The following is a 21066-nucleotide window of genomic DNA, read 5'->3' as shown; positions in this document are numbered from 1 at the left end:
CTTAAAAATCTTTCGGGTGGAAATTCGATCACAGTGTCACGGAAGCAATATCCCTGCGCAGGGCGGACAGACGGTTCTGCACCGTGCCGTCCAGCTCGGTGCCTTCAATATCCAGCCGGATGCCGCCCAGCACTGCCGGATCGACCTTTGTTTTCAGGTCGATGGTCTTGCCGGTGAGCTTTTCCAGCTTTTCGTGCAGGCTCTTTGCCTGCTGCTCCGTCATTGCCACTGCAGTGGTCGCCGTTGCTTCCAGAATGCCGTGCGCCTGATTGTAGCGCACACGGTAAGCCCGTGCGCAGCCGGACAGCTCCCGCAGGGTGCCCTTCTCGCACAGGATCTTCAAAAAGTTCAGCACATAGAGGTGGACCTGATCCCGCAGTGCTTCATCCAGCAGGCCGCAGCGCTCTCTTTTCGGGATGCTGGGGGTGCTGAGCAGATGCAGGTAGTCCGGGTTTGCCTTAAAAAGCGCCACGGCTTCGTCCAGCTCACCCAGAATGCGGGCCTCCAGCCCTTCCTCCGCCGCCAGATCGTACAGGCTTCCGCCGTACATCCTTGCAGTCTCGGTCATGATGCTTCACCCACATTTTTAATAAATTCGTCGATCAGATCCTTGTGGTCCTTCTCGCTGATCTCACGCTCCACCACCTTGGAGGCGATCTCCATGGCGATGCCGCCGATCTCGTCCTTGACCTCGTTCACGGCCTTCTTGCGCTCCTGCGCAATGTCGGCTTCGGCCTTCTGCTTGAGGGCAGCAGCCTGCGCGCGGGCCTCGCCCACGATCTCTTCGCCGCGGGCGGTAGCCGTCTTCTGCGCATTGGCAACGATCTCGTTGGCCTCGGCGCGGGCATTCTGCAGGTTCTGCTCGTACTCTGCCTTCATGGCTTCGGCTTCGGTGCGCAGCTTGGTGGCATCGGCGATCTGGCTGTCTGCCTTCGCCTTGCGCTCTGCGATCACGTTTTTGACCGGATTCAGCAGGAACTTTTTGAAGATGAACAGCTGGATCATCAGGTTGCAGATCTGGGCCAGAAAGGTCCAGCCGTCCAGCGTGATCAACGCCTGGTACAGTTCCATAAGCGTCTCCTTTCGTTATTTTGTAAAAGGTTCCGCTTATGCCAGGAACTTCATGAACATACCGGGTGCCAGGAAGATCAGCAGCAGGCCGGTGACGAAGCCGTAAATACCGGTGGTCTCGGAAAGTGCAACGCCCAGGATCAGGGTGCTGGTAACGTCGCTCTTGCACTCGGGCTGACGGCCCACAGCTTCACAGGCAGCAGCTGCTGCGTTGCCTTCGCCGATACCGGGGCCGATACCTGCGATCAGTGCACAGCCTGCGCCGATGCCGCAGCCTGCCAGAGCGATACCACGAGCGAGGTACTGAAAGTCAGTCATAAGATTTGTCCTCCAAAAAAGTTTTTTGTTTTGGGAGATGCCGTTGTGAGGGCTTAGTCCTCACCGGCAGCACGTTTGATGAAAATTGCGGTCAGGGTACAGAAGATGAACGCCTGAATACAGCCGCCGAACCAGTCGAAATACAGGCCCGTAAAGGCCGGGATGCCGATCTGGAACAGCTGGATCTGGCTCAAGGCACCCGGCAGCCAGCCGAAAATGACGTGGCTCAGGCTTGCCAGCGCCCAGTACAGCAGTGTGGAGATGACCGTACCGGACAAGATGTTGCCAAAGTGACGGAACGCCATACTGACGGGGGTGGAAACCTCCGACAGCACATTGATGGGTGCCATGATGAAGATGGGGTCCAAAAGACCTTTCAGGTAGGAAAGGATGCCGTTGGTCTTGATCTTGTAGTACATGATCAGCACGAACACCACGATGGCCCACGCCGCCTCGGTGTTCAGGTCGGCTGTGGGGCTCCACAGGCCGATGACACTGATGAGGTTGCAGCCGATGCTCAGAGCGAAGATCGCGCCGATGAGCGGGATATACTGATCAAAGTGATAGCCCATATTGTCGTGCACGAACTGGTCCAGCCGTTCTACGATGAACTCGGCGGCGGCCTGCCGCTTTGAGACATTTTCCAGCTTGAGATTGCTGCCCAGCCAGATGGCAAAACCCGAAAGCAGCGCCATGACGATCCAGGTACTGACCAGGGTCTGGGTGATCTTGAAATCGCCCAGCAGGGGGATGTCGGTATGGATGGTATACAGGATCTTTGCGCCGTTCAGTTCCATTTGTTACGTTTCACCCCCTTCGTCACGGGGTTCAGCTTCCGGCTCCGGTGCGGGTTCGGGGTCATCCTCCACAGAGACATCCACCGAAGGCCCGGCCGGTGCAAGAGGCTTGTACTTGCCGGTTATTTGCAGATAGTAAATTGTAACACGCGGGAAAAGCAGCGGCAGAACACCGGCAAACGGCTGGAACACCGGTGCCCCGATGGCAACGATGATCCACACCGCCTGCAAAAGCATCCGGACATTGTAGGAAGCCTGCAATGTCGCTTTGCGCCGTTTCTCATCCTGCTCGTCGATGACCTTCTGGCATACGAGGCAGATGCCCGCAAAGTTGCCTATGGCCACGGCCGCGCCGATGAGACTGCCCAGAACAACGGTATAGTCAAATTTCACCCAGCCAACCAGGTGCAGAGCTGCAAAGATCACCCACATGACGGCGGTACAGATGGCCGTGCCGCAGGCGATGCGGGTCAGCTCCTTTTTGGATTCCGGCTGCAGTTTCATAAAGGGAAACCTCCTGTTAAGTTTACTGATGCGAGTTGAACCCCACCCGCTTTGGTTTTTCCTTTTTGGTGCGGTCCATGTGTTCCTTTGCAAAATACCAGAAGTTCTGTGCCCCGGCAGCAAGCCCCAACAGGATGGCCGGCAGGAACACCCATTCCGGCCAGCTCCAGTTGTTCACCGCCCACCATGCACCGCCCAGACACATGACCAGCGGCAGCAGCATATTCAGGCCCAGCTGGGTCAGCCAGACAAGATCCTCCAGTGCCTTATACCAGCCCTTCAACCTGCGTTTCCTCCCTGTGTGATGTGCCTTTGCAAAAGCCAGATTCTGGATTCTTTGCCAAGGATTTGCAGTCAGCAAAAAATCTTATAACGATAGTATAATTCAAACCGGTCGTTTTTTCAATCAATTTTCCACTGTTTTCTAGTAAAATTTCATAGTTTGTTCACACCAATGTCGTAACTGTACGCCCTGTATGGAGTTTGTGCGTCTGCGGGCACATCAATACCAAAAGTTTGATGGATCTGTTGTGCAGAATGCAAAAAAGCCGCCCGGCTCTTTGGGAACCGGGCGGCAGCCGTTATGCAGTTTTCAGGACATTACCAGAGGTTTGCCGTCTCGTTGTACAGGCCCTCGTAGCTCTTGGCGGAGACATCCCAGCTGAAATCGCACTCCATGCAGTGATGCACGAGGTTCTTCCAGTTCTCCTTGTCATAGTAAGCATTCTGTGCGTTGCAGCAGGCCACATACAGCTCGTGGGCATTGTAGCCCGCAAAGGTAAAGCCGTTGCCCTCGCCCATGGTGCTGTCGTGGATGGAGTCGCGCAGACCGCCGGTCTCGCGGACGATGGGAGGCGTGCCGTAGCGGCAGGCCACCATCTGTGCCAGACCGCAGGGCTCGCTCTTGGAAGGCATGATGAAGGCATCTGCGCCTGCGTAGATCTCCTGCGACAGGGCCGGCTCGAAGCCGATGTAGGTGCCAACGCGGCCCGGATGGCGTGCGCACAGGTCGGAGAAGAAGTTCTCATACTGGCTCTCGCCGCTGCCCAGAATGACCAGCTCGATGCCGCGGTCCACCAGACCATCGGCGATGCTCTGCACCAGATCAAAGCCCTTCATGCCGACCATGCGGCTGACCATGGCAAAGACGGGGCTGCCATCCTTGTTCAGGCCGAACTTATCCTGCAGGGCTTCCTTGCACTTTGCCTTGCCCTCTTCAAAGTTGGTGATGTCGTAGTTGAAGGGGATGTTCTTATCCGTAGCGGGATCGTTGGAATCCACATCGATGCCGTTCAGGATGCCGCACAGCTTGTACTGCTTCTCGCGCAGCAGAGCGTCCAGACCATAGCTGAACCACGGGTCGAGGATCTCCATGGCATAGGTGGGGCTGACAGTGGTGATCTTATCGGCAGTCTCGAAAGCACCCTTCATGAAGTTTGCGCAGCCATCGTACTCCACGATGTGCTGGTCGCGGCGGCCGATGCCGCAGGTGTCCTCCAGAATGTCGGTGCCGTACTTGCCCTGATAAGCGATATTATGGATGGTGAAGATGGTCTTGATGCGGTTGAACTTATCCAGATGGCGATAGTACAGGTTCAGGTACACCGGCACCAGAGCGGTCTGCCAGTCGTTGCAGTTGATGATATCGGGGGTGAAATCGATGTAGAACAGGGTCTCTAAAACGGCGCGGGAGAAGAAGGCGAAACGCTCGCCGTCATCGTAGAAGCCGTACAGGCCGCGGCGCTTGAAGTAATACTCGTTGTCCAGGAAGTAGTAGGTCACGCCGTTCCACTCGGTCTTGAACAGGCCGCAGTACTGGCTGCGCCAACCCACGGGGACGGAATAATTGGTCACGTACTCCAGCGTATCACGGAACTTCAAATCGCCGTACAGGGGCATAATGACGCGGGCATCCACGCCGTCCTTGACCAGAGCCTTGGGCAGGGCACCCGCAACGTCGGCCAGACCGCCGGACTTTGCAAAAGGGGCAGCTTCCGAAGCAGCATACAGGATTCTCATAGGATCGCTCCTTCCATATAGTGGGATATTTTCGTTCTCCCCCACCGCCCTTGCAGGCAGCACGAACCATTTTTACAAAAGAGCAGGCGGGGGCACACAGATGCCCCCGCCCCTCTCAAGAGGGGCTACCGGGGAGGAAGCCGCCCCTATGGATAACTCAGTAAAATCAGACGGTGTGGTTCTTCTGCACGTACACCGGGAAGCTCTCGGTGCCGGACAGCTTCTTGCCGGCGGTGATCTTCACGTTCTTATCGGTAACAACGCAGTCCAGCTCGGCATTGGCTTCCACAACGGTGTCCTGCATGAGCACGCAGTTCTTGACGACGGCACCCTTCTTGACCTTGACGCCGCGGAACAGCACACAGTTCTCCACCGTGCCCTCGATCACGCAGCCGTCGGCCAGAATGGAGTCGGTCACCTTGCAGCCCGGCACATAGCGGGTGGGGTTGTCGTCGCGGATCTTGGTGTAGACCGGGCTCTTCTTGGGGAACAGCTTTTCCAGATTCTCGTCATCGGTCAGCTTGAGGTTCTCGTCGAAGTAGCTCTTCATGTCACAGACATGTGCCACATAGCCGGTGTACTCCAGAGCGTGGATGTTCAGGATGTTGACATTGTGGGCCAGAATATCGCGCTCGAAGTAGATCAGGCCGCGGGAGGTCGCATCCCGGACCAGCTTGAGCAGGGTCTCGCGCTCCAGAACATAGATGTTCAGGTCAAGGTTCTGCACGCCGGGGCGGTAATCGTTGAACAGCAGCTCGGTCACACGGCCGTCGGCATCAACGGTCAGGGTGTAGTTGTCATTCTTGCGGCCCTCGGGGATCTCGGTCTTCTGGTAAGCGATGGTCACATCGGCACCGCTTGCCTGATGAGCAGCCAGCAGAGCGTTGAAGTCGTAGTTCAGGGCAACGTTGGCATCGCTCATGACCACGTACTTTTCCTTCTGGTTCTCCAGGAAGTTCATGATGGAGCCCAGAGCTTCCACACGGCCGGAATAGATGCGCACGCCCTTCTCAGCGAAAGGCGGCACGATGTTCAGGCCGCCGTGACGGCGGGCCATATCCCACTCACGGCCGGTGCCCAGATGATCCATCAGGGAGTGGTAGTTCTTGCGCACCACGATGGAGACATTGGAGATACCGCAGTTTGCCATGCTGGACAGAACAAAGTCCACCATACGGTAGCGGCCCGCGAAGGGGATCGAAGCCATTGCGCGCTCGGTCACCAGCTCGGGGACGGTATTATCATAACTGTTGGGGAAAATAATACCCAACGCATTGGTGTTCTGGCTCAGCATACTTCCATACCCTCCTTGACGGATTCAAAGACTTTGGCACCTTCCTTGACGGTTGCGCCTGCGCCGACGGTCAGGCCGGTGCCCACATGGGCAATGGGGCCATCGCCGCCCACTCGTGCACCTGCACCGACCACAACATCCTCCGCCAGGATGCAGCGCTTGACAACAGCACCAGCCTTGACCACAACGCCATCCATCAGGACTGCGTCCTCAACGGTAGCGCCCTCTTCCACAACAACGCCTGCGCTCAGCACAGAGTGATGCACATTGCCGTAGATCTTGCAGCCCTCGGTGATGAGGGAATCCTGCACCACAGCGCGGGGGCCGATCTTCTGCGGAGGCAGGACCGGGTTGCGGCTGTAGATCTTCCACTTCTCGTCGAAGATATCGATGCCGGAGTTTTCGGGATCCAGCACTTCCATGTTGGCTTCCCACAGGCTGTCGATGGTGCCCACGTCACGCCAGTAACCGGCAAAGCGGTAGGCGTACATCTTGCGGCCGTCGCGCAGCAGGGCGGGGATGATGTTCATACCAAAGTCGTTCTTGGAGTTGGGGTCTGCTTCGTCCTCTTCCAGATACTTCTTCAGCACATCCCAGTTGAAGATGTAGATGCCCATGGAAGCCAGATTGGACTTGGGTACCGGGGGCTTCTCCTGGAACTCGGTGATGCGGTCGTTCTCGTCAGCCACCATCAGGCCGAAGCGGGAGGCTTCCTTCCAGTCCACTTCCATAACAGCCACAGAGAACTCTGCGCCCTTTTCCTTGTGGAAGCGCAGGAAGTCGGCATAGTCCTGCTTGCAGATCTGGTCGCCGGACAGGATGATCACATACTCGGGATCGTAGCTGTCGATGAAGCCGATGTTCTGGTAGATGGCGTTTGCAGTGCCCTTGTACCAGTCGGTGCCCTTTGCCTGCTCGTAGGGCGGCAGGGTGTGCACGCCGCCGTGCAGACGGTCCAGATCCCAGGGCTGGCCGTTGCCGATGTACTCGTTCAGCTTCTGGGGCTGATACTGGGTCGCGATGCCAACGGTGTCGATGTTGGAGTTCACGCAGTTGGACAGCGGGAAGTCCACGATGCGGTACTTACCGCCGAAGGACACTGCGGGTTTTGCCGTTTTCTGTGTCAGCGCGTACAAGCGCGAGCCACGTCCACCGGCAAGGATCATTGCCACAATTTCTTTTGCCATAGCTTTATTCTCCCCTTTAACATTAACATTTCCGTTGTTCGGAAATGAGCGTCAACATGTGCGGTATGGGTCGGCCGAAGAGTCGGGTCATTCCTTTGGCTCCTTCGGTTTGCGGGTGCGTTTTGCGGGTGCTTTTTCCGCCTTGGGTTCTGCCTCTGTCTTGGGCTTGCGGCCGCGCTTCTTGGGTGCTTCTGCGGCAGCCTCCGGCTCGGTTTTAGCCTTGCGGGCGGTCTTTTTGGCCGGCTTTTCCTCTGCAGCGGCGGTCTCTGCCTTAGGCTTGCGGCCCGGCTTCTTTACCACCTTTGATGCAGCTCCCTCCGCAGCGGTCTTTGCCTTTTTGGCCGCGGTCTTTTTCCCCGCCTTATCGGTCTTGTCCGCTGCGGCCTTGCGGGTGCGCTTGGCGGGCACTTCAAAATACAGGGTGCTCATGGGCGGCAGGGTGATGGTGATGCTCTGCTCAAACCCGTGCATCGGCTTTTTGTGGGTGCGCACGGCCTTGTTGTGGACTGCGCCGGAACCGCCGAACTCTGCATCGTCGCTGTTCAGGATCTCCTTGTAGGATCCGGCCACCGGTGCACCCAGCGTATAGCCCTCGCGCAGGACGGGGTTGAAGTTGCACACCACAAGGATCTGCTTGCCGGAGGTATCCTTGCGCAGGAAAGCGATGACGCTCTGCTGCGAGTCATCCGGCACGATCCACTGGAAGCCCTCCCAGCTGTAATCCACCTGCCAGAAGGCGGGATGCTCCTTGTAGAAGGCGTTCAGGGTCTTGACGTAGGTCTGCAGCTCGGTGTGCTTATCGTAGCCCAGCAGCATCCAGTCCAGCGGCTTTGTCTCGTTCCACTCAGCGAACTGGCCGAACTCCTGACCCATGAACAGCAGCTTCTTGCCCGGGTGGGCCATCATGTAGCCAAAGAAGGTGCGCAGGTTTGCAAACTTGGCTTCGTACTCGCCGGGCATCTTGTTGATCAGGCTGCCCTTGCCGTGCACCACCTCATCGTGGCTGATGGGCAGCACAAAGTTCTCGCTGAAAGCGTAGAAGAAGCTGAAGGTGACCTTGTTGTGGTTGCCGGAACGGAAGAGCGGGTCGGTCTTCATGTAGCTGAGCATGTCGTTCATCCAGCCCATGTTCCACTTGAAGTTGAAACCAAGGCCGCCGTCCGATGCAGGCTTTGTAACCATGGGCCATGCAGTGGATTCTTCCGCGATCATGTACTTGTGGGGGTGACGGCCCAGCACGGTATCGTTCAGCTTGCGCAGGAAAGCAACAGCCTCCAGATTTTCCTTGCCGCCGTCCTTGTTCGGCTCCCACTCGCCCTGCTTGCGGTTATAGTCCAGATACAGCATGGATGCCACCGCGTCCACGCGCAGACCGTCGATATGGTACTGCTCCAGCCAATACAGTGCGCTGGAGATCAGGAAGCTCTGCACCTCGCTGCGGCCGAAGTCGAACACCATGGTGCCCCACTCCTTATGTTCGCCGCGCTTCGGATTCGGGTCCTCGTAGCAGGCTTCGCCATCAAAGTTGTACAGGCCGAACTGATCCTTCGGGAAGTGAGCAGGTACCCAGTCCATGATCACACCGATGCCGGCGGCATGGAGCTTATCCACAAAGGCCATCAGGTCCTTGGGGGTGCCGTAGCGGCTGGTGGGTGCAAAATAGCCGGTGACCTGATAGCCCCAGCTGCCGTCAAACGGATATTCCATGACCGGCAGCAGTTCCACATGGGTATAGCCCATCTCTGTGATATACGGGATCAGCTCGTCTGCCAGCTCGGAATAATTGTAGGGCTTGCCGCCCTCCTTCATCTTCCAGCTGCCGGCGTGCATCTCGTAAATATTCATCGGGCTGTTGATCACATCAGCCTTTTTCTGTGCTGCCTGCCATGCATCATCGTGCCACGCAAAACCACTGATATCGTAGACCTTGCTGCCGTTGGACGGGCGGGTCTCGGCGTGGAACGCATAGGGATCTGCCTTATAGACCAGATCACCTGCACGGGTGGTCACGCAGTATTTATAAACATCATATTCCTTCATGCCCGGGATGAACAATTCCCATACGGAATCGCCATCCACCTTGCGCATCGGATGGCTGCCCGGCTTCCAGCTGTTAAAGTCGCCCACCACGCTGATGGCTACAGCATGGGGTGCCCACACGCGGAACACCACGCCCGATTCACCGGCGCGCGTTTCCATGTGTGCGCCAAAGTAGCGGTATGCTTCACAGTTATTGCCCTGTTTGAACAGATACACCGGCAGGTCCGATGCATTGCTTTGGATCTTCTCCTCGGTCGGTTTCATAGACTGCTCCTCCCCGTACAGATGCACAAAGCGCACCTGTAGCTTTTTACCCTTTTATATTAAAGAATTTCGGTCTTTTTTTCAAGAGTTTCGCCGCATTTTACTGTAAAATTTACCATAATCTTTTCGTTGATATTTTTCCCTTATATACATACCCGCCAAATTTTTACAAATTTTATGGTGAATCCTGCCAATCCAACAATAAAAAAGAGCCTCTGCGCACCCTCCCAAAGGGAAGGTGTACAGAAGCTCTCTGTTTCTGTTGAAAATTTTCAGTTCCGGTTTCCCCGGTTCTTTTCGGCCTGCTCACTCCACCACGTAGACGTTCACCTGAATGGCTCCATTGATTACGCTCTCGGCGTAGGTCTCGTAGAACAGGTCCACAAGGATCTGGCCCTTCTGCACGGCAATGCCGGTATCGGTAGCCACCGCATAGCCGTACACGAACTTGCCGTCGGTGGAAGTGATATACAGCTTGGTACCGTAGGGGATCACATCCGGGTCCACAGCCACAGTGCCGTAGCCCAGACCCAGACCGGAAGAACCCTTGCCGGTCTTGGAATAGTAGCCGGTGGCCTTGCCGGTGAGCACCTTGCTGTAAGAGGCGGGTGCATTGGTGGTGCCGTCCGGGCCGGTCAGCGGGGAGACCGGCGCGCCTGCGCCATAGGTCTTGATGACATGGTTGGTGGGCTCCACAGTGGTGGTAGAATCCACCACGATGCTGTTTTCCAGCTCGCCGTCCACATAGCGGTCGCGGGTGGTGATGGTCTGCTGGCCCTCAGCGCCATGGCGCACGGTGGTGGTACGGCCGGTATTGCGGAAATACAGGCTGGTGTAGACGTACTCGGTATCGTAGGGGATGGCCTGCGTCTCCACACGGTCGGTGTAGTCCACGCGGTGCACCGTGATGGTGGAACCTGCGCTCACCAGCTGGTCCAGAGCAGGCTCGGTGTAGTCGTCACCCTCCAGGGTGATGCCGGCACGCTTCAGGGCATCCGCCACGGTGCCGAACACCATTTTGACGGGGTACTCCTGACCGTCGGCAGTAATACTGACGGAGAATGCGCGCTCAATGTTCAGGGCGGCAAGATTGCCGCTGTAGGCCGTGTAATAGACCTGATCGCCCTCTTCGGACTGGATGCCGGAAAGGTTCATGACCTGTGCAGGGTCGGTCTCGGAGGTGAGGATCACCTGCCGGGCACCATTGGAGTCTGTGACGTAGGTCAGCCGCAGATTCGCAGCGGTCACACTGAGTGTAGCCACGAGGCACACGACCATGACACAAAACGCCAGCACACGGGGAGAGACTGCATGCTTGCAGTCAGACAATGCTTTCTTCAATTTTACGGAAGCGATACGAGACAACTCCTCTCTTTTCAAAATTGGCTGCGGCTGCGGACATGTTTTTCATGCCCCGGCCGCCCGGACTGCGGGGCGGGCAGAAGCCATCTGGCCCCACAATCAAATACGATGCCCTCTTTTTGGTAAAATCGAGCATCGTATACAATTTGGACTCCGCTGCGGAGGGTGCAGTTACCCTCCCGGCCCAGACCCCATCTGCCCGCGCCGCGCCGTATATAAGACGGCTTTTTACTTCATCCAGATAAATTTTAAACGCTGCAACGTCTGTTGGTTCCGTTGAGCGGGTCTTATTTTACCAGCCCAATGGCCATTTGTCAAATCACCTTCTCACACTTTGTTAGTTTTTTGACGTTATTTTTTGTGCAACTTTAACATTGTTTTCTCCAAAATATTGTTTTTTCGGTTATTTCCTTCCGATTTTCGACCTGTTTTCTGGGGTGTTTTGTTCACGAATTTTTAACATTTATTTTGGACTTTTTGCACCGGAAACTGCACTTTTGGGTTCGTTTTCCCATGCGGCAAGCGGCCAAAAATCGCTGGTTTTCCGTACAAAGCCACCTCTTTTTCATCCCATTTTTCACCCACAAAGAACTGTGCGAATTACCCATGAAAAGCGCCTCCCGGCAAAATGCCGAAGCACAGAAATTTGTGCAGCAAAAGACCACACTGGCAGCTGCCGGGCAGCGGCTGTACAATCAAACAAAAAACAGAAAGGAAGGTTTTCAAGTGAACATCAAGATCATTCAAAGGCAGTGCGGCGGCACCGAATTTCTGTCCCAGCCGCACCGCCTGCACCTCGGTGCACAGAACGCTGCCGGTGTGGACGAGCTGTGCTTCACACTGCCGGAAGCATGGGCCGGGTGCACCGTTGCGCTCTACCTGCGCCGCAGTGACGGCACCCTGCTGGCACCGGTCTCACTGGACACGCAGCACTGCGTCACCGTGGACCGCCGCCTGACCGGAAGCACCGGCGGACAGTGGATGCTGGCAGCCATCGATGCCAGCGGCTACGCCGCCTACACCCGGCCCGGCAGCTACGACACCTACGCCATCCTGCCCATCGACGGCGGCGCGGAAGAGCTGCCGCCCTCGCAGTATGAGCAGTTCGTGGCGCGTGTGCTGGAAAGTGCCAGTACCGCTTTCACCGCCGCGCAGCGTGCCGCAGCCAGTGCTGCAAGCACGGCATCCAATGCGGCACAGGCCCAGACCGCGGCACAGCGCACCAGCGCCGACAGTGCCGCTGCATCCCGCTGTGCAGCCCGTGCCGAGGCTGCTGCCGCACGGGCAGAGGAGCTGGTGCCTACCGGCGGTCAGGTAGTGAGCGTGAACGGCAAAAGCGGCATCGTAAAACTGACGGCGCAGGATGTGGGGGCGCTTCCCTGCCCGGCAGTTCCGGTCTCCGGCCGGCTGCTTCGGGTGCTGAGCGTGGACCCCAACACCGGGGCCGTGTTGACCGATACTGCCGCCATGCCGGATCTGTCGCCCTACCTGCGCAGCAGCACGGTGCCCACGGCTTCGGCCCCCGGCGCAGTGCGGGTGGACCCTGCCTGCGGCATCAACGTGCGCAGCGACGGAACCCTGATCACCGCACCAGCTGCCCGCAAACAGCTGGACAGCATGACGGATTCGCTTCTGCCGCTGACCGCAGCCCTGCTGCCTTATGGCGTGAAGAAGGCTCTGACCACCGCCGCAGCCGCCGGGAAATGGACCGCTGCCGAAAAGGCAAACGCCCTGCGCACCCTCGGTGCCGATTTTTCTTCCTATTATACAAAGGAAGATGTCGATGCTCTGCTGGCCGCACCCAGCTCCGCTGCCTACCCGGTGGGCAGCATCTACCAGAGCACCGACCCCACCAGCCCTGCCGCCCTGTTTGGCGGCACATGGGAGCAGATCGCATCGGAGCGCGTGCTGATGGGTGCCAGCAGCAGCCACAAAGCGGGCACCACCGTGAAGGCCGGACTGCCGAACATCACGGGTACAGCCAATGGCGGTGTATTGTCCGTGTCAACCCCCCAAAGTAATGGAGCTTTTGGAGCCACGCATTACGATAGCAGTTTGTCGTATTTAAGTGGCGACGTGCGTCGCTTATCTACATATAACCGCACTTTTGACGCTTCCCGCTCGAACCCGATCTACGGTGCAAGCGATACCGTGCAGCCCGCCGCCTACTATGTTTACATCTGGCACCGCGTGGCATGAGAAAGGAGGTTTTGAACCATGAAGATCATTGACGAGAACGGTGCAGCCATTGAGACCCCTGACCTGACGCTTGGGCATCTGGTGGGCGGCACCGAGCCGGTGGAGCACCCCGCCGTGGAAGGCGTGGAGGAAGTGAGCCACTACGAGACCGTAACGGAGTATCCCGGCGGCGGCAGGGATGTGCGGAAGGTCATCGATGTGCCGGGCGTGACTGCGCAGGCCGCATGGACCGAACAGGTGCCGGTGCAGAGATACATCCGCTATACGGAAGAAGAATTGGCCGCGCGGGAAAAAGAGCGCCAGCAGGCCGAGGAAGCAGCCCGTCTGCCCGAAACGATCGCCAGCCTGACCCGCCAGCTGACCGACCTGCAGCTGGCCCTGTGTGAACTGTACGAAGGAGGTGGTGTGTAATGGCAAGGATCTATGCGGCCCTGATCCGCAAGGGCATCAAAACGCTGGAGGATGTGCCCGCCCGGCTGCGGGGCGCCGTGGCAGCGCTGTTGCAGGAGGACGGCCATGCTTAACGTTTACTCCCGCACAAGGGATGGCGAAACGCTGCTGAGCCGCAGCTTCCGCGCAAAGGAATTTGCCTGCAAAGACGGCACCGACCCTTTGTTTGTGGACAGCGAACTGGTGCAGGTGCTGCAGGCCATCCGTGACCACTTTGGTGCTCCGGTGGTCATTACCAGCGGCTACCGCACCGCTGCACACAACAGGGCTGTGGGCGGGGCGGTTTACAGCCAGCATCAGTATGGCCGTGCCGCGGATATCCGGGTGTCCGGCGTGCCGGTGGAGCAGCTTGCCGCCTACGCCGAGACCCTGCTGCCCGGCACCGGCGGCATCGGCCGCTACCCCGCAAAAGGCTTTGTCCATGTGGATGTGCGCAAAGCAAAAAGCCGGTGGGCCGGGTAAAGGCGGTGAACGGAATGGAAACGATCTTATCCGCTGTCATTGCCGGGGCCGTGACCCTGATCGGCGTGCTGATCGCCAACAGCCGCAGTCAGGCCGTGACCGACACCAAGCTCGAAGAGCTGACCCGCGAGGTGCGCGAGCATAACAATTTTGCCCGCCGCGTACCGATTTTAGAAGAACAGATGAAGGTGGCCAACCACCGCATCGCTGACCTTGAACAAAATGAGAAAGTGAGGAATTGATATGAACTTTGGTAAAATTTCTGCCGCCACCATCGCCCGCACCGCTGTGCTGCTGCTTGCCCTGACCAATCAGGTGCTGAGCGCTCTGGGCAAACCCATGCTGCCCATTGAGAGCCAGACTGTGGAACAGCTGGTGACCGCCGGCATCACCACCGTGGCCGCGCTGATCAGCTGGTGGAACAACAACAGCTTCACCTCTGCAGCCATTCAGGCCGATGCCGAATACGCCCGCCTGAAGCAGAAAAGTGAGTGAGAAAGCCCTCGAAGCAGTGTATTAGTAATACTTTTTGACTGAAAAGTATTACTAATACAGTCATCTTTCACAGCAGCCCCGGAAGGCACCCAGACAGCCTTTCCGGGGCTTTTTTTGCTGCCCAGATGATTCGTTCACGCAGATTCAAGAACGTTTCGCGCAGGTTTCGATGCCTTTTGCACTGAAATCATGTATAATCCGGGCAGAAGCAAATCGGAAAAGAGCAGTCAAGAGACTGTAAGCGGTCCCCTAACGCTCCAACGTAAAGGGACTGTTGCAAAATAGTCCCAACAAAAAAATGAGATAGGTTTTCCCGAAAGGGGGTGCCTATCTCATTTTTTGTTGTAAACTGAGATTGTAAAAAAAAACAGATAGAACCCGCGCGCTGGGTGCATTGCAGCATACCAGAGCGCGGGTTCTCTTTGATCTATAAAGTTTAATCGTCGTCGCTGTCCAGCTTGAGCACAGCGGTAAAGGCTTCACTGGGCAGGGAAACGCTGCCCAGCTGACGCATCTTCTTTTTGCCTTCCTTCTGCTTTTCCAGCAGCTTCTTTTTGCGGGAGATGTCGCCGCCGTAGCACTTGGCAAGCACGTCCTTGCGCATGGCCTTGACCGTTTCACGGGCAATGATCTTGCCGCCGATGGCAGCCTGTACCGGGATTTCGAACAGGTTGCGCGGGATGTTATCCCGCAGCTTTTCGCAGATGCGGCGGCCCTTGGCGTAAGCGTTATCGCGGAACACGATCATGGACAGCGCGTCCACAGGGTCGCCGTTGAGCAGGAAGTCCAGCTTGACAAGGTCACTCTCACGGTACTCCTTAAACTCGTAATCGTAGCTGGCGTAGCCCCGACTGCGGCTCTTGATGGCATCAAAGAAGTCGTACACGATCTCGCCCAGCGGCAGCGCATAGTGCAGGTCCACCCGCACATCATCCAGATACTTCATGTCGATCAGCACGCCGCGCTTGTTCTGGCACAGATCCATCAGGCCGCCCACATAGTCGTTGGGGGTGTACAGGTGAACATCCACAAAAGGCTCTTCCTGCTTGACGATGTTGGAGGGGTCGGGGTAGCTGGAAGGATTGTCGATCATCTCCACAGTGCCGTCGGTCAGGGTAAGGCGGTAGCGCACGCTGGGGGTGGTGGTGATGATATCCAGATCAAATTCCCGTTCCAACCGCTCGGTGATGATCTCCATGTGCAGCAGGCCAAGGAAGCCGCAGCGGAAACCGAAGCCCAGCGCGGCGCTGGTCTCCAGCTCAAAGGTGAGGGAGGCGTCGTTCAGCTGCAGCTTTTCCAGTGCATCCTTCAGGTCGGGGTACTTGGCACCGTCGGCGGGGTAGATGCCGCAGAACACCATGGGCTTGACCTGACGGTAGCCGGGCAGTGCTTCGGCGGTGGGATTATTGGCCAGCGTGACGGTATCGCCCACGCGGGTGTCCTGCACGGTCTTGATGCTGGCGGTCAGATAGCCGACCTCACCAGCCTGCAGCTGGGCACAGGGAGAAAGGTTGGTAGCACCCATGTGGCCCACTTCTACCAGCGTGAACTCCGCACCGGTGGCCATCATGCGGATGGTATCGCCGGGCTTCACGGTGCCCTCAAACACACGGATATAGACGATAACACCCTTGTAGCTGTCGTAGATGCTGTCGAAGATCAGCGCCTTCAGCGGGGCATCCGGGTCGCCGGTGGGAGCAGGAATGTCGGTGACGACACGCTCCAGCACCTGATCCACATTCAGGCCGGTCTTGGCAGAGACGCGGGGCGCATCCAGACAGGGCAGGCCGATCACGTCCTCCACCTCCTGCGCCACCTCGTCCGGGTGGGCGCTGGGCAGGTCGATCTTATTCAGGATGGGCACCAGTTCCAGATCATGCTCCAGCGCCATGTAGGTGTTGGCCAGCGTCTGAGCTTCCACGCCCTGAGTGGCATCCACCACAAGGATGGCACCCTCGCAGGCGGCCAGACTGCGGCTGACCTCGTAGGCAAAGTCCACGTGGCCCGGGGTATCGATGAGGTTGAACTCGTAGGTCTTGCCGTCCTTGGCGGTATAGTTCATGGTGACAGCGCGGGCCTTGATGGTGATGCCGCGCTCGCGCTCAATGTCCATGTTGTCCAAAATCTGGTCTTCCATGGTGCGCTCGTCCACGCTCTTGGTCAGCTCCAGAATACGGTCCGACAGGGTGGATTTGCCGTGGTCAATGTGTGCAATGATGCAGAAATTGCGGATATTGTCTCTTGCCATGTAGTTCCTCCGGGAGAAATTTAAGCTTCCAGTATCCAGTCCTCGACATCCACGATCTTTCCGTGCTCGAGGTAGACGCGGGGCACGCGGCGGGACACGCCGCACAGCACCTCGTAGGAAATAGTGTCGGTCTTGCGGGCGATGGTCTCGGCAGTATCACTGACGCTGCCGCCCCACAGAATGGCTTCGTCACCCTCGTGGATGTCCGTGATACCGGTCACATCCACCATCATCTGGTCCATGCACACGCGGCCCAGCACCGGGCAGGCCTTGCCGTGGATCTCCACGATGCCCTTGCCGCAGCTCAGCTGGCGGGGATAACCGTCCGCATAACCGGTGCACAGGGTGGCCACCAGCGTAGGCTTATCGGCGGTGAAGCGGCGGCCATAGCTGGCGCTCTGACCGGGCTGCATTTCCTTGACCATGCTCACCACGGTCTTGAGGGTCATCACCGGCCGGAACTGCCCAAAGCGCACCTCGTCGCTGGGGTCGTAGCCGTAGAGGATGATGCCGGGCCGCGCCATGCAGCGCTCCCGGGCCAATCCCTCGGGCCAGTCCGGGTGCAGCATCACGCCCGCAGAGTTGTCACAGTGGACGGTCTGTGGCTCGCGGCCTGCCGCCTTGAGCGCATGGAACGCTCTGACGAACAGTGCGTGCTGCTCCGCGGTGTAGGCAACGTTCTCTTCGGCGGTGTCGTCGGCCACCGAGAAGTGCTGGAACAGGCCGGTCATCTCAAGGCCCGGCAGCTCACACACAGCCAGCATTTCGCAGATGGCGGCATCAAAATCGGTGCGCAGGGCAAAGCCGATGCGGCCCATGCCGGTATCTGCCTTGAGGTGGATCTTTACTCTGCCGCCTGCCTTTACGGCAGCAGCGGAAAGGTTCTGCGCCTGTTCGGTGGAGTAGCACGCTACGGTGATATCCTCGTGGATGAGGGTCTGGGCGTACTCCGGCTGCACATGGCCCAAAATAAGGATGGGCAGCGTCTGCCCGTCCTGACGCAGCTGCACGGCCTCGGTCAGGCAGCTCACTGCCAGCCATGCTGCACCCTCATGCGCAAAAACGCGGGCACACTGCACAGCACCGTGGCCGTAGCTGTCGGCCTTGACCACCGCGCACAGCGGCAGGTCACCGGCCCGGGCTTTGACGGCCCGGAAGTTATGCCGCAGGGCATCAAGGTCGATCTCGGCCCAGACGTGTTTTTCAAAAGGTTGAGTCTTCATGATTCATTCTTCCTCGTTTGTAATTGCAAAGCTGCCGCGCCCGGTGTGGACGGGCCGCCAGCCATCGATGCCGCTCTCCTGCAGTGCGTGCAGGGTTTTCTGACGGAAAGCGTGGTCGGTGCGGCAGCGCTCCTTGACGAACTCCTTGGTCTGTTCGCGCACGGTCACGCCGTCGGCAGGGCAGACGCTCTTGACGATGGGCAGCCCCTCGGCGTGCACTGCGGAAATGACCTCCTGCTCGGTGGCCAGCAGCATGGGCCGGATGAGGGTGAGGTCCCGGCGCGAAAGGTAGGTGACCGGCGAGAAGCAGCCGATGCGGCCCTCCCGCCAGAGATTCATGTAAAAGGTCTCCACGGCATCGTCCAGATGGTGGCCCAGCGCCACCTTGTTGCAGCCCAGTTCCTGCGCTGCCGTGTGCAGTGCACCGCGCCGCAGCTTGGCGCACAGGGCGCAGGGGTTCTTCTCCTTGCGGTAGTCGAACACCACAGGGCCGATCTCGGTGCGGCGGATCTCATAGGGGATATCGTACTGGGCAAACAGCTCCTGCAATACGGTATAATCCATGGGCCTGCCGCCGAACTGCGGGTCCAGCGTGACGGCCTGCACCGTAAAATCAAAGCCGATGTACTTGCGCAGTTCGGCAAGGCCGATGGTAAGGGCCACGCTGTCCTTGCCGCCGGAAACGCCCACCATCACTTTATCGCCGGGGGCGATCATTTCATAGTCCTGCACAGCCTTGCGCATCAGGCCGCACAGACGCTGCATTGCACGGGAACTGCTCATGACAGGGTCACACTTTCCACAAGGTTCACGATGTCGTTGATGGAGGCAAGCTTTGTCAGGCCGGAAACATACACCACGTCACCGCTGGGGTAGGTAATGGTGGCCAACACCGCATAATACGCCTGAATGTCGCAGCGCACGGCCTCCACCTCGGCACCGTCCACGGTCAGGTTCACCTTGCGGGGCTTGATGACGCCATAGGCCTGCTTGAGATCCTTCTCGGACGCATCGATAAAGTCCGCGTAGCTGTCGGCAGTGCCGCGCTGCAGCAGCACGGCTTGGTAGTCCTCACCGTCGGCAGAGTCTGCCGTGGCGAGTTCCAGCACGGTGCCAAGGGTGCTGTCCTCGGTCATCTGGCATACCTTCCAGATGGAACTGTCATAGTAGACGGAAACGCCGTTTGTGCCGGTGTAGTGGGTGTCCGGGTTTGCGGGCACGCTGCGGTTGACCAGCAGCGTTAAAATAATGTAAGCAATGATGCCCAGAGCAACAAAGATGCCCATAGCGGCCAGAAGTTTGGAGGTGCGGCGCTGGGCAGAAGCGTTGCGGTCGATGTCGTTTGGCATGTAAAAAATTCTCCTTGTATCAGTGCGCAGCAAAAGCTGCCATATCCTTTATAGTATACCACACCGGCAGACAAAATTGTAGCGGGCAGCGGCAGAAAATGTGCGGCCGTGGGCAGAAAATTTTGCAGAAAATGCGTTTTTAGAAATCATGAGAATTCAAGAGAAAACAAGAGATTTTGAAAGATTGAAAAAATTACAATGAAAAAATCAAAAAATGCTGTTGACAGGCACCTTTTTATGATGTATACTGACACTCGCGCCCCAGAAAGGCGCCTGAAACGTACAAAAAGCTTATCAGGAGGAAATAGATATGAGCACTACTCTCGTGAAGCCCGCTGAAGTCGAGCGCAAGTGGTACCTGCTCGACGCTGCCGGCAAGAGCCTGGGCCACGTCGCTGCTGAGGCCGCTGTTCTGCTGCGCGGCAAGCAGAAGGTCGATTATACCCCCAACGTGGACTGCGGCGATTTCGTTGTTGTCATCAACTGTGATCAGGCTGTTCTGACCGGCAAGAAGGCCGAGCAGAAGTTCCACATCACCCACAGCAAGTACATTGGCGGCCTGAAGAAGGTCCAGTACAGCAAGCTGATGGCTGAGCACAGCGATCTGGCCATGACCTACGCTGTCAAGGGCATGATCCCTTCCAACACCATCGGTGCTAAGGCTCTGACCCGCCTGCACTGCTACCAGGGTGCCGAGCACGCTCACGCAGCTCAGAAGCCCGAGAAGATCGAGTTCTAAGAAGGAGGCAATCGAACATGTACGAAACCAAACCTTATTTCTACGGCACTGGTCGTCGTAAGGATTCCGTTGCCCGCGTTCGTGTTTACACCGGCACTGGCAAGATCACCATCAACGATCGTGATATCGACAACTACTTTGGTCTGGAGACCCTGAAGCTGATCGTCCGTTCTCCGCTGGTCCTGCTGGGCCTGGAGGGCAAGTACGATGTCGTCGTCCGCGTTTCCGGCGGCGGTGTTTCCGGTCAGGCTGGCGCTATCCGCCACGGCCTGAGCCGCGCTCTGCTGCAGCAGAACGAGGAGAACCGTGCTGCTCTGAAGAAGGAAGGCTTCCTGACCCGCGATCCTCGTATGAAGGAACGTAAGAAGTATGGTCTGAAGGCTGCCCGTCGTGCACCTCAGTTCAGCAAGCGCTGATTTATCCCGTATCGCAAACTTTGCAGTCCTGCCTTGGCAGGGCTGCTTTTTTGTTGCAAATTTTCTGCTGAACTGGGGTGCGCGATTGCGCACATCAGGCGGTTGCCCCGCATTTTTTGATTCCTATACATCCTGCCTAAAAAATGGAGAATTATTTTTCACAATGCGCGCGAAAGGGGTTAAAACCTGCGTGAATGCAGATTGACCCGGGGGAAGGGGATGTATTACAATTTCGGAACGGCTGTCTTTTCCATGCCGGAGAATGCTGTTGATCCGCAGGCATGGAAAAACGCTGCGAATGCATTGGTGGCAAATTTTCTGTGTTATTATCGATACAATGGCAACAATGTTGAGTTCTGCGTTGAAATTGTGAAGCAGGAGGCCGCAGATGGACAAGGTGAAGCGGCAGACCGTATGGTGATTTTTGCAAAGAGACATTATGGGGAGAGCGGTGGTGATATCACGCCGCCGATGCTCTGATATTTTTTGATACCAACATCCCTGTATAAACCCAGAGAAAAAGATTTGACAAAGCTTTCCGGCAAAAGAAAAACGCTTCAGAATTTCTTCTGAAGCGTTTTTTGTTCAAGTCGGCGACTACCTATTTTCACGCGCCGTTTCCAGCGAAC

24 protein-coding genes are annotated in these 21066 nt (G+C 57.5%); 9 read left to right on the top strand and 15 right to left on the bottom strand.

All coding sequences use genetic code 11. The features are described 5' to 3' along the window. Positions 1–28: 28 nt before the first annotated feature. The 11 genes from atpH to DWV57_RS11305 form a co-directional block, all read right to left on the bottom strand. The gene (gene atpH, locus DWV57_RS11355; protein WP_097774384.1) at positions 29–568 is read right to left on the bottom strand and encodes an ATP synthase F1 subunit delta; all 540 of its coding nucleotides are present in this window, start codon (positions 566–568) and stop codon (positions 29–31) included. Then, positions 565–1071, bottom strand: coding sequence for a F0F1 ATP synthase subunit B (gene atpF / locus DWV57_RS11350; RefSeq protein ID WP_097774383.1), 507 nt, complete (start codon positions 1069–1071; stop codon positions 565–567). The genes atpH and atpF overlap by 4 nt, the downstream gene beginning before the upstream one ends. Before the next feature lie 36 nt (positions 1072–1107). Next, on the bottom strand, positions 1108–1389 hold the full coding sequence (atpE, locus tag DWV57_RS11345; protein WP_005930278.1) for an ATP synthase F0 subunit C: 282 nt from the start codon (positions 1387–1389) through the stop codon (positions 1108–1110). A gap of 53 nt (positions 1390–1442) precedes the next feature. Next, positions 1443–2186: a F0F1 ATP synthase subunit A gene (locus tag DWV57_RS11340; RefSeq protein WP_120020850.1), complete on the bottom strand. Its 744-nt coding sequence runs from the start codon at positions 2184–2186 to the stop codon at positions 1443–1445. A gap of 3 nt (positions 2187–2189) precedes the next feature. After that, positions 2190–2690 carry an ATP synthase subunit I gene (locus DWV57_RS11335; protein ID WP_005938105.1) on the bottom strand — a complete coding sequence of 167 codons (501 nt, stop codon included), beginning with the start codon at positions 2688–2690 and terminating at the stop codon, positions 2190–2192. Positions 2691–2712: 22 nt separating this feature from the next. Further along, positions 2713–2973: an AtpZ/AtpI family protein gene (locus tag DWV57_RS11330; protein WP_044953278.1), complete on the bottom strand. Its 261-nt coding sequence runs from the start codon at positions 2971–2973 to the stop codon at positions 2713–2715. A 317-nt stretch (positions 2974–3290) separates the two neighbouring features. After that, positions 3291–4709: a glycogen/starch synthase gene (locus DWV57_RS11325; RefSeq protein WP_118526555.1), complete on the bottom strand. Its 1419-nt coding sequence runs from the start codon at positions 4707–4709 to the stop codon at positions 3291–3293. A gap of 166 nt (positions 4710–4875) precedes the next feature. After that, positions 4876–6003, bottom strand: coding sequence for a glucose-1-phosphate adenylyltransferase subunit GlgD (gene glgD / locus DWV57_RS11320; protein WP_118526553.1), 1128 nt, complete (start codon positions 6001–6003; stop codon positions 4876–4878). Continuing rightward, complete coding sequence (locus DWV57_RS11315) at positions 5997–7190, bottom strand: glucose-1-phosphate adenylyltransferase (protein WP_097777127.1); 1194 nt, start codon at positions 7188–7190, stop codon at positions 5997–5999. The genes glgD and DWV57_RS11315 overlap by 7 nt, the downstream gene beginning before the upstream one ends. 87 nt (positions 7191–7277) lie before the next feature. Further along, positions 7278–9494 (bottom strand): 1,4-alpha-glucan branching protein GlgB, encoded by a 2217-nt coding sequence (gene glgB, locus DWV57_RS11310; protein WP_120020849.1) that lies wholly within the window; start codon positions 9492–9494, stop codon positions 7278–7280. 306 nt (positions 9495–9800) lie between these two features. Further along, positions 9801–10823, bottom strand: coding sequence for a 3D domain-containing protein (locus tag DWV57_RS11305; RefSeq protein ID WP_243112354.1), 1023 nt, complete (start codon positions 10821–10823; stop codon positions 9801–9803). Between the two features lie 759 nt (positions 10824–11582). Between DWV57_RS11305 and DWV57_RS11300 the strand changes: the two genes are divergently transcribed. From DWV57_RS11300 to DWV57_RS11280, 6 genes are read left to right on the top strand one after another with little or no spacing between them, the layout of a single operon-like run. After that, positions 11583–13055 (top strand): hypothetical protein, encoded by a 1473-nt coding sequence (locus tag DWV57_RS11300; protein ID WP_133303648.1) that lies wholly within the window; start codon positions 11583–11585, stop codon positions 13053–13055. Between the two features lie 18 nt (positions 13056–13073). Further along, on the top strand, positions 13074–13466 hold the full coding sequence (locus tag DWV57_RS11295; protein WP_118526549.1) for a hypothetical protein: 393 nt from the start codon (positions 13074–13076) through the stop codon (positions 13464–13466). Further along, complete coding sequence (locus DWV57_RS14965) at positions 13466–13579, top strand: CD1375 family protein (RefSeq protein ID WP_256372181.1); 114 nt, start codon at positions 13466–13468, stop codon at positions 13577–13579. The genes DWV57_RS11295 and DWV57_RS14965 overlap by 1 nt, the downstream gene beginning before the upstream one ends. After that, positions 13572–13967, top strand: coding sequence for a D-Ala-D-Ala carboxypeptidase family metallohydrolase (locus DWV57_RS11290; RefSeq protein ID WP_097777123.1), 396 nt, complete (start codon positions 13572–13574; stop codon positions 13965–13967). The genes DWV57_RS14965 and DWV57_RS11290 overlap by 8 nt, the downstream gene beginning before the upstream one ends. Positions 13968–13981: 14 nt before the next feature. After that, positions 13982–14209: a hypothetical protein gene (locus DWV57_RS11285; protein WP_044953283.1), complete on the top strand. Its 228-nt coding sequence runs from the start codon at positions 13982–13984 to the stop codon at positions 14207–14209. Position 14210: 1 nt separating this feature from the next. Continuing rightward, a complete protein-coding gene (locus DWV57_RS11280) occupies positions 14211–14462 on the top strand; it encodes a phage holin (RefSeq protein ID WP_005938144.1) in 252 nt (83 codons plus the stop codon). A 436-nt stretch (positions 14463–14898) separates the two neighbouring features. On the opposite strand, the gene lepA is transcribed toward DWV57_RS11280, so the two are convergent. Genes lepA through DWV57_RS11260 form a run of 4 tightly spaced genes read right to left on the bottom strand, consistent with a single transcriptional unit; the run spans position 14899 to position 19282 of the window. Further along, a complete protein-coding gene (gene lepA / locus DWV57_RS11275) occupies positions 14899–16710 on the bottom strand; it encodes a translation elongation factor 4 (protein WP_097774375.1) in 1812 nt (603 codons plus the stop codon). Positions 16711–16730: 20 nt separating this feature from the next. Then, positions 16731–17933: an alanine racemase gene (alr, locus tag DWV57_RS11270; protein WP_120020847.1), complete on the bottom strand. Its 1203-nt coding sequence runs from the start codon at positions 17931–17933 to the stop codon at positions 16731–16733. Between the two features lie 3 nt (positions 17934–17936). Then, entirely contained in the window at positions 17937–18716 is a 780-nt protein-coding gene (locus tag DWV57_RS11265; RefSeq protein WP_097774373.1) for a tRNA 2-thiocytidine biosynthesis TtcA family protein, read from the bottom strand. After that, positions 18713–19282, bottom strand: a complete 570-nt coding sequence (locus DWV57_RS11260) for a hypothetical protein (protein ID WP_120020846.1) — start codon at positions 19280–19282, stop codon at positions 18713–18715. The genes DWV57_RS11265 and DWV57_RS11260 overlap by 4 nt, the downstream gene beginning before the upstream one ends. Before the next feature lie 310 nt (positions 19283–19592). Between DWV57_RS11260 and rplM the strand changes: the two genes are divergently transcribed. The 3 genes from rplM (at position 19593) to DWV57_RS11245 (ending at position 20917) form a co-directional block, all read left to right on the top strand. Further along, on the top strand, positions 19593–20021 hold the full coding sequence (gene rplM / locus DWV57_RS11255; protein WP_005938158.1) for a 50S ribosomal protein L13: 429 nt from the start codon (positions 19593–19595) through the stop codon (positions 20019–20021). A gap of 17 nt (positions 20022–20038) precedes the next feature. Continuing rightward, positions 20039–20437: a 30S ribosomal protein S9 gene (gene rpsI, locus DWV57_RS11250; protein WP_005938160.1), complete on the top strand. Its 399-nt coding sequence runs from the start codon at positions 20039–20041 to the stop codon at positions 20435–20437. A 219-nt stretch (positions 20438–20656) separates the two neighbouring features. After that, entirely contained in the window at positions 20657–20917 is a 261-nt protein-coding gene (locus DWV57_RS11245) for a hypothetical protein (protein ID WP_118526537.1), read from the top strand. Positions 20918–21066 lie beyond the last annotated feature (149 nt).

Origin of the sequence: Faecalibacterium sp. AF10-46 (assembly GCF_003604105.1) — a bacterium.
Classification (GTDB): Bacteria; Bacillota; Clostridia; order Oscillospirales; family Ruminococcaceae; genus Faecalibacterium; species Faecalibacterium taiwanense.
The sequence above is the reverse complement of the archived record's forward strand: the minus strand, read 5'-3'. Positions and strand labels throughout refer to the sequence as shown.

What these genes read in the sequence shown, in the direction of transcription:
- atpH (WP_097774384.1), bottom strand. Translation starts at nt 568, where the DNA reads ATGACCGAGACTGCAAGGATGTACGGCGGAAGCCTGTACGATCTGGCG.
- atpF (WP_097774383.1), bottom strand. Translation starts at nt 1,071, where the DNA reads ATGGAACTGTACCAGGCGTTGATCACGCTGGACGGCTGGACCTTTCTG.
- atpE (WP_005930278.1), bottom strand. Translation starts at nt 1,389, where the DNA reads ATGACTGACTTTCAGTACCTCGCTCGTGGTATCGCTCTGGCAGGCTGC.
- DWV57_RS11340 (WP_120020850.1), bottom strand. Translation starts at nt 2,186, where the DNA reads ATGGAACTGAACGGCGCAAAGATCCTGTATACCATCCATACCGACATC.
- DWV57_RS11335 (WP_005938105.1), bottom strand. Translation starts at nt 2,690, where the DNA reads ATGAAACTGCAGCCGGAATCCAAAAAGGAGCTGACCCGCATCGCCTGC.
- DWV57_RS11325 (WP_118526555.1), bottom strand. Translation starts at nt 4,709, where the DNA reads ATGAGAATCCTGTATGCTGCTTCGGAAGCTGCCCCTTTTGCAAAGTCC.
- glgD (WP_118526553.1), bottom strand. Translation starts at nt 6,003, where the DNA reads ATGCTGAGCCAGAACACCAATGCGTTGGGTATTATTTTCCCCAACAGT.
- DWV57_RS11315 (WP_097777127.1), bottom strand. Translation starts at nt 7,190, where the DNA reads ATGGCAAAAGAAATTGTGGCAATGATCCTTGCCGGTGGACGTGGCTCG.
- glgB (WP_120020849.1), bottom strand. Translation starts at nt 9,494, where the DNA reads ATGAAACCGACCGAGGAGAAGATCCAAAGCAATGCATCGGACCTGCCG.
- DWV57_RS11295 (WP_118526549.1), top strand. Translation starts at nt 13,074, where the DNA reads ATGAAGATCATTGACGAGAACGGTGCAGCCATTGAGACCCCTGACCTG.
- DWV57_RS14965 (WP_256372181.1), top strand. Translation starts at nt 13,466, where the DNA reads ATGGCAAGGATCTATGCGGCCCTGATCCGCAAGGGCATCAAAACGCTG.
- DWV57_RS11290 (WP_097777123.1), top strand. Translation starts at nt 13,572, where the DNA reads ATGCTTAACGTTTACTCCCGCACAAGGGATGGCGAAACGCTGCTGAGC.
- DWV57_RS11285 (WP_044953283.1), top strand. Translation starts at nt 13,982, where the DNA reads ATGGAAACGATCTTATCCGCTGTCATTGCCGGGGCCGTGACCCTGATC.
- DWV57_RS11280 (WP_005938144.1), top strand. Translation starts at nt 14,211, where the DNA reads ATGAACTTTGGTAAAATTTCTGCCGCCACCATCGCCCGCACCGCTGTG.
- lepA (WP_097774375.1), bottom strand. Translation starts at nt 16,710, where the DNA reads ATGGCAAGAGACAATATCCGCAATTTCTGCATCATTGCACACATTGAC.
- alr (WP_120020847.1), bottom strand. Translation starts at nt 17,933, where the DNA reads ATGAAGACTCAACCTTTTGAAAAACACGTCTGGGCCGAGATCGACCTT.
- DWV57_RS11265 (WP_097774373.1), bottom strand. Translation starts at nt 18,716, where the DNA reads ATGAGCAGTTCCCGTGCAATGCAGCGTCTGTGCGGCCTGATGCGCAAG.
- DWV57_RS11260 (WP_120020846.1), bottom strand. Translation starts at nt 19,282, where the DNA reads ATGCCAAACGACATCGACCGCAACGCTTCTGCCCAGCGCCGCACCTCC.
- rplM (WP_005938158.1), top strand. Translation starts at nt 19,593, where the DNA reads ATGAGCACTACTCTCGTGAAGCCCGCTGAAGTCGAGCGCAAGTGGTAC.
- rpsI (WP_005938160.1), top strand. Translation starts at nt 20,039, where the DNA reads ATGTACGAAACCAAACCTTATTTCTACGGCACTGGTCGTCGTAAGGAT.
- DWV57_RS11245 (WP_118526537.1), top strand. Translation starts at nt 20,657, where the DNA reads ATGTATTACAATTTCGGAACGGCTGTCTTTTCCATGCCGGAGAATGCT.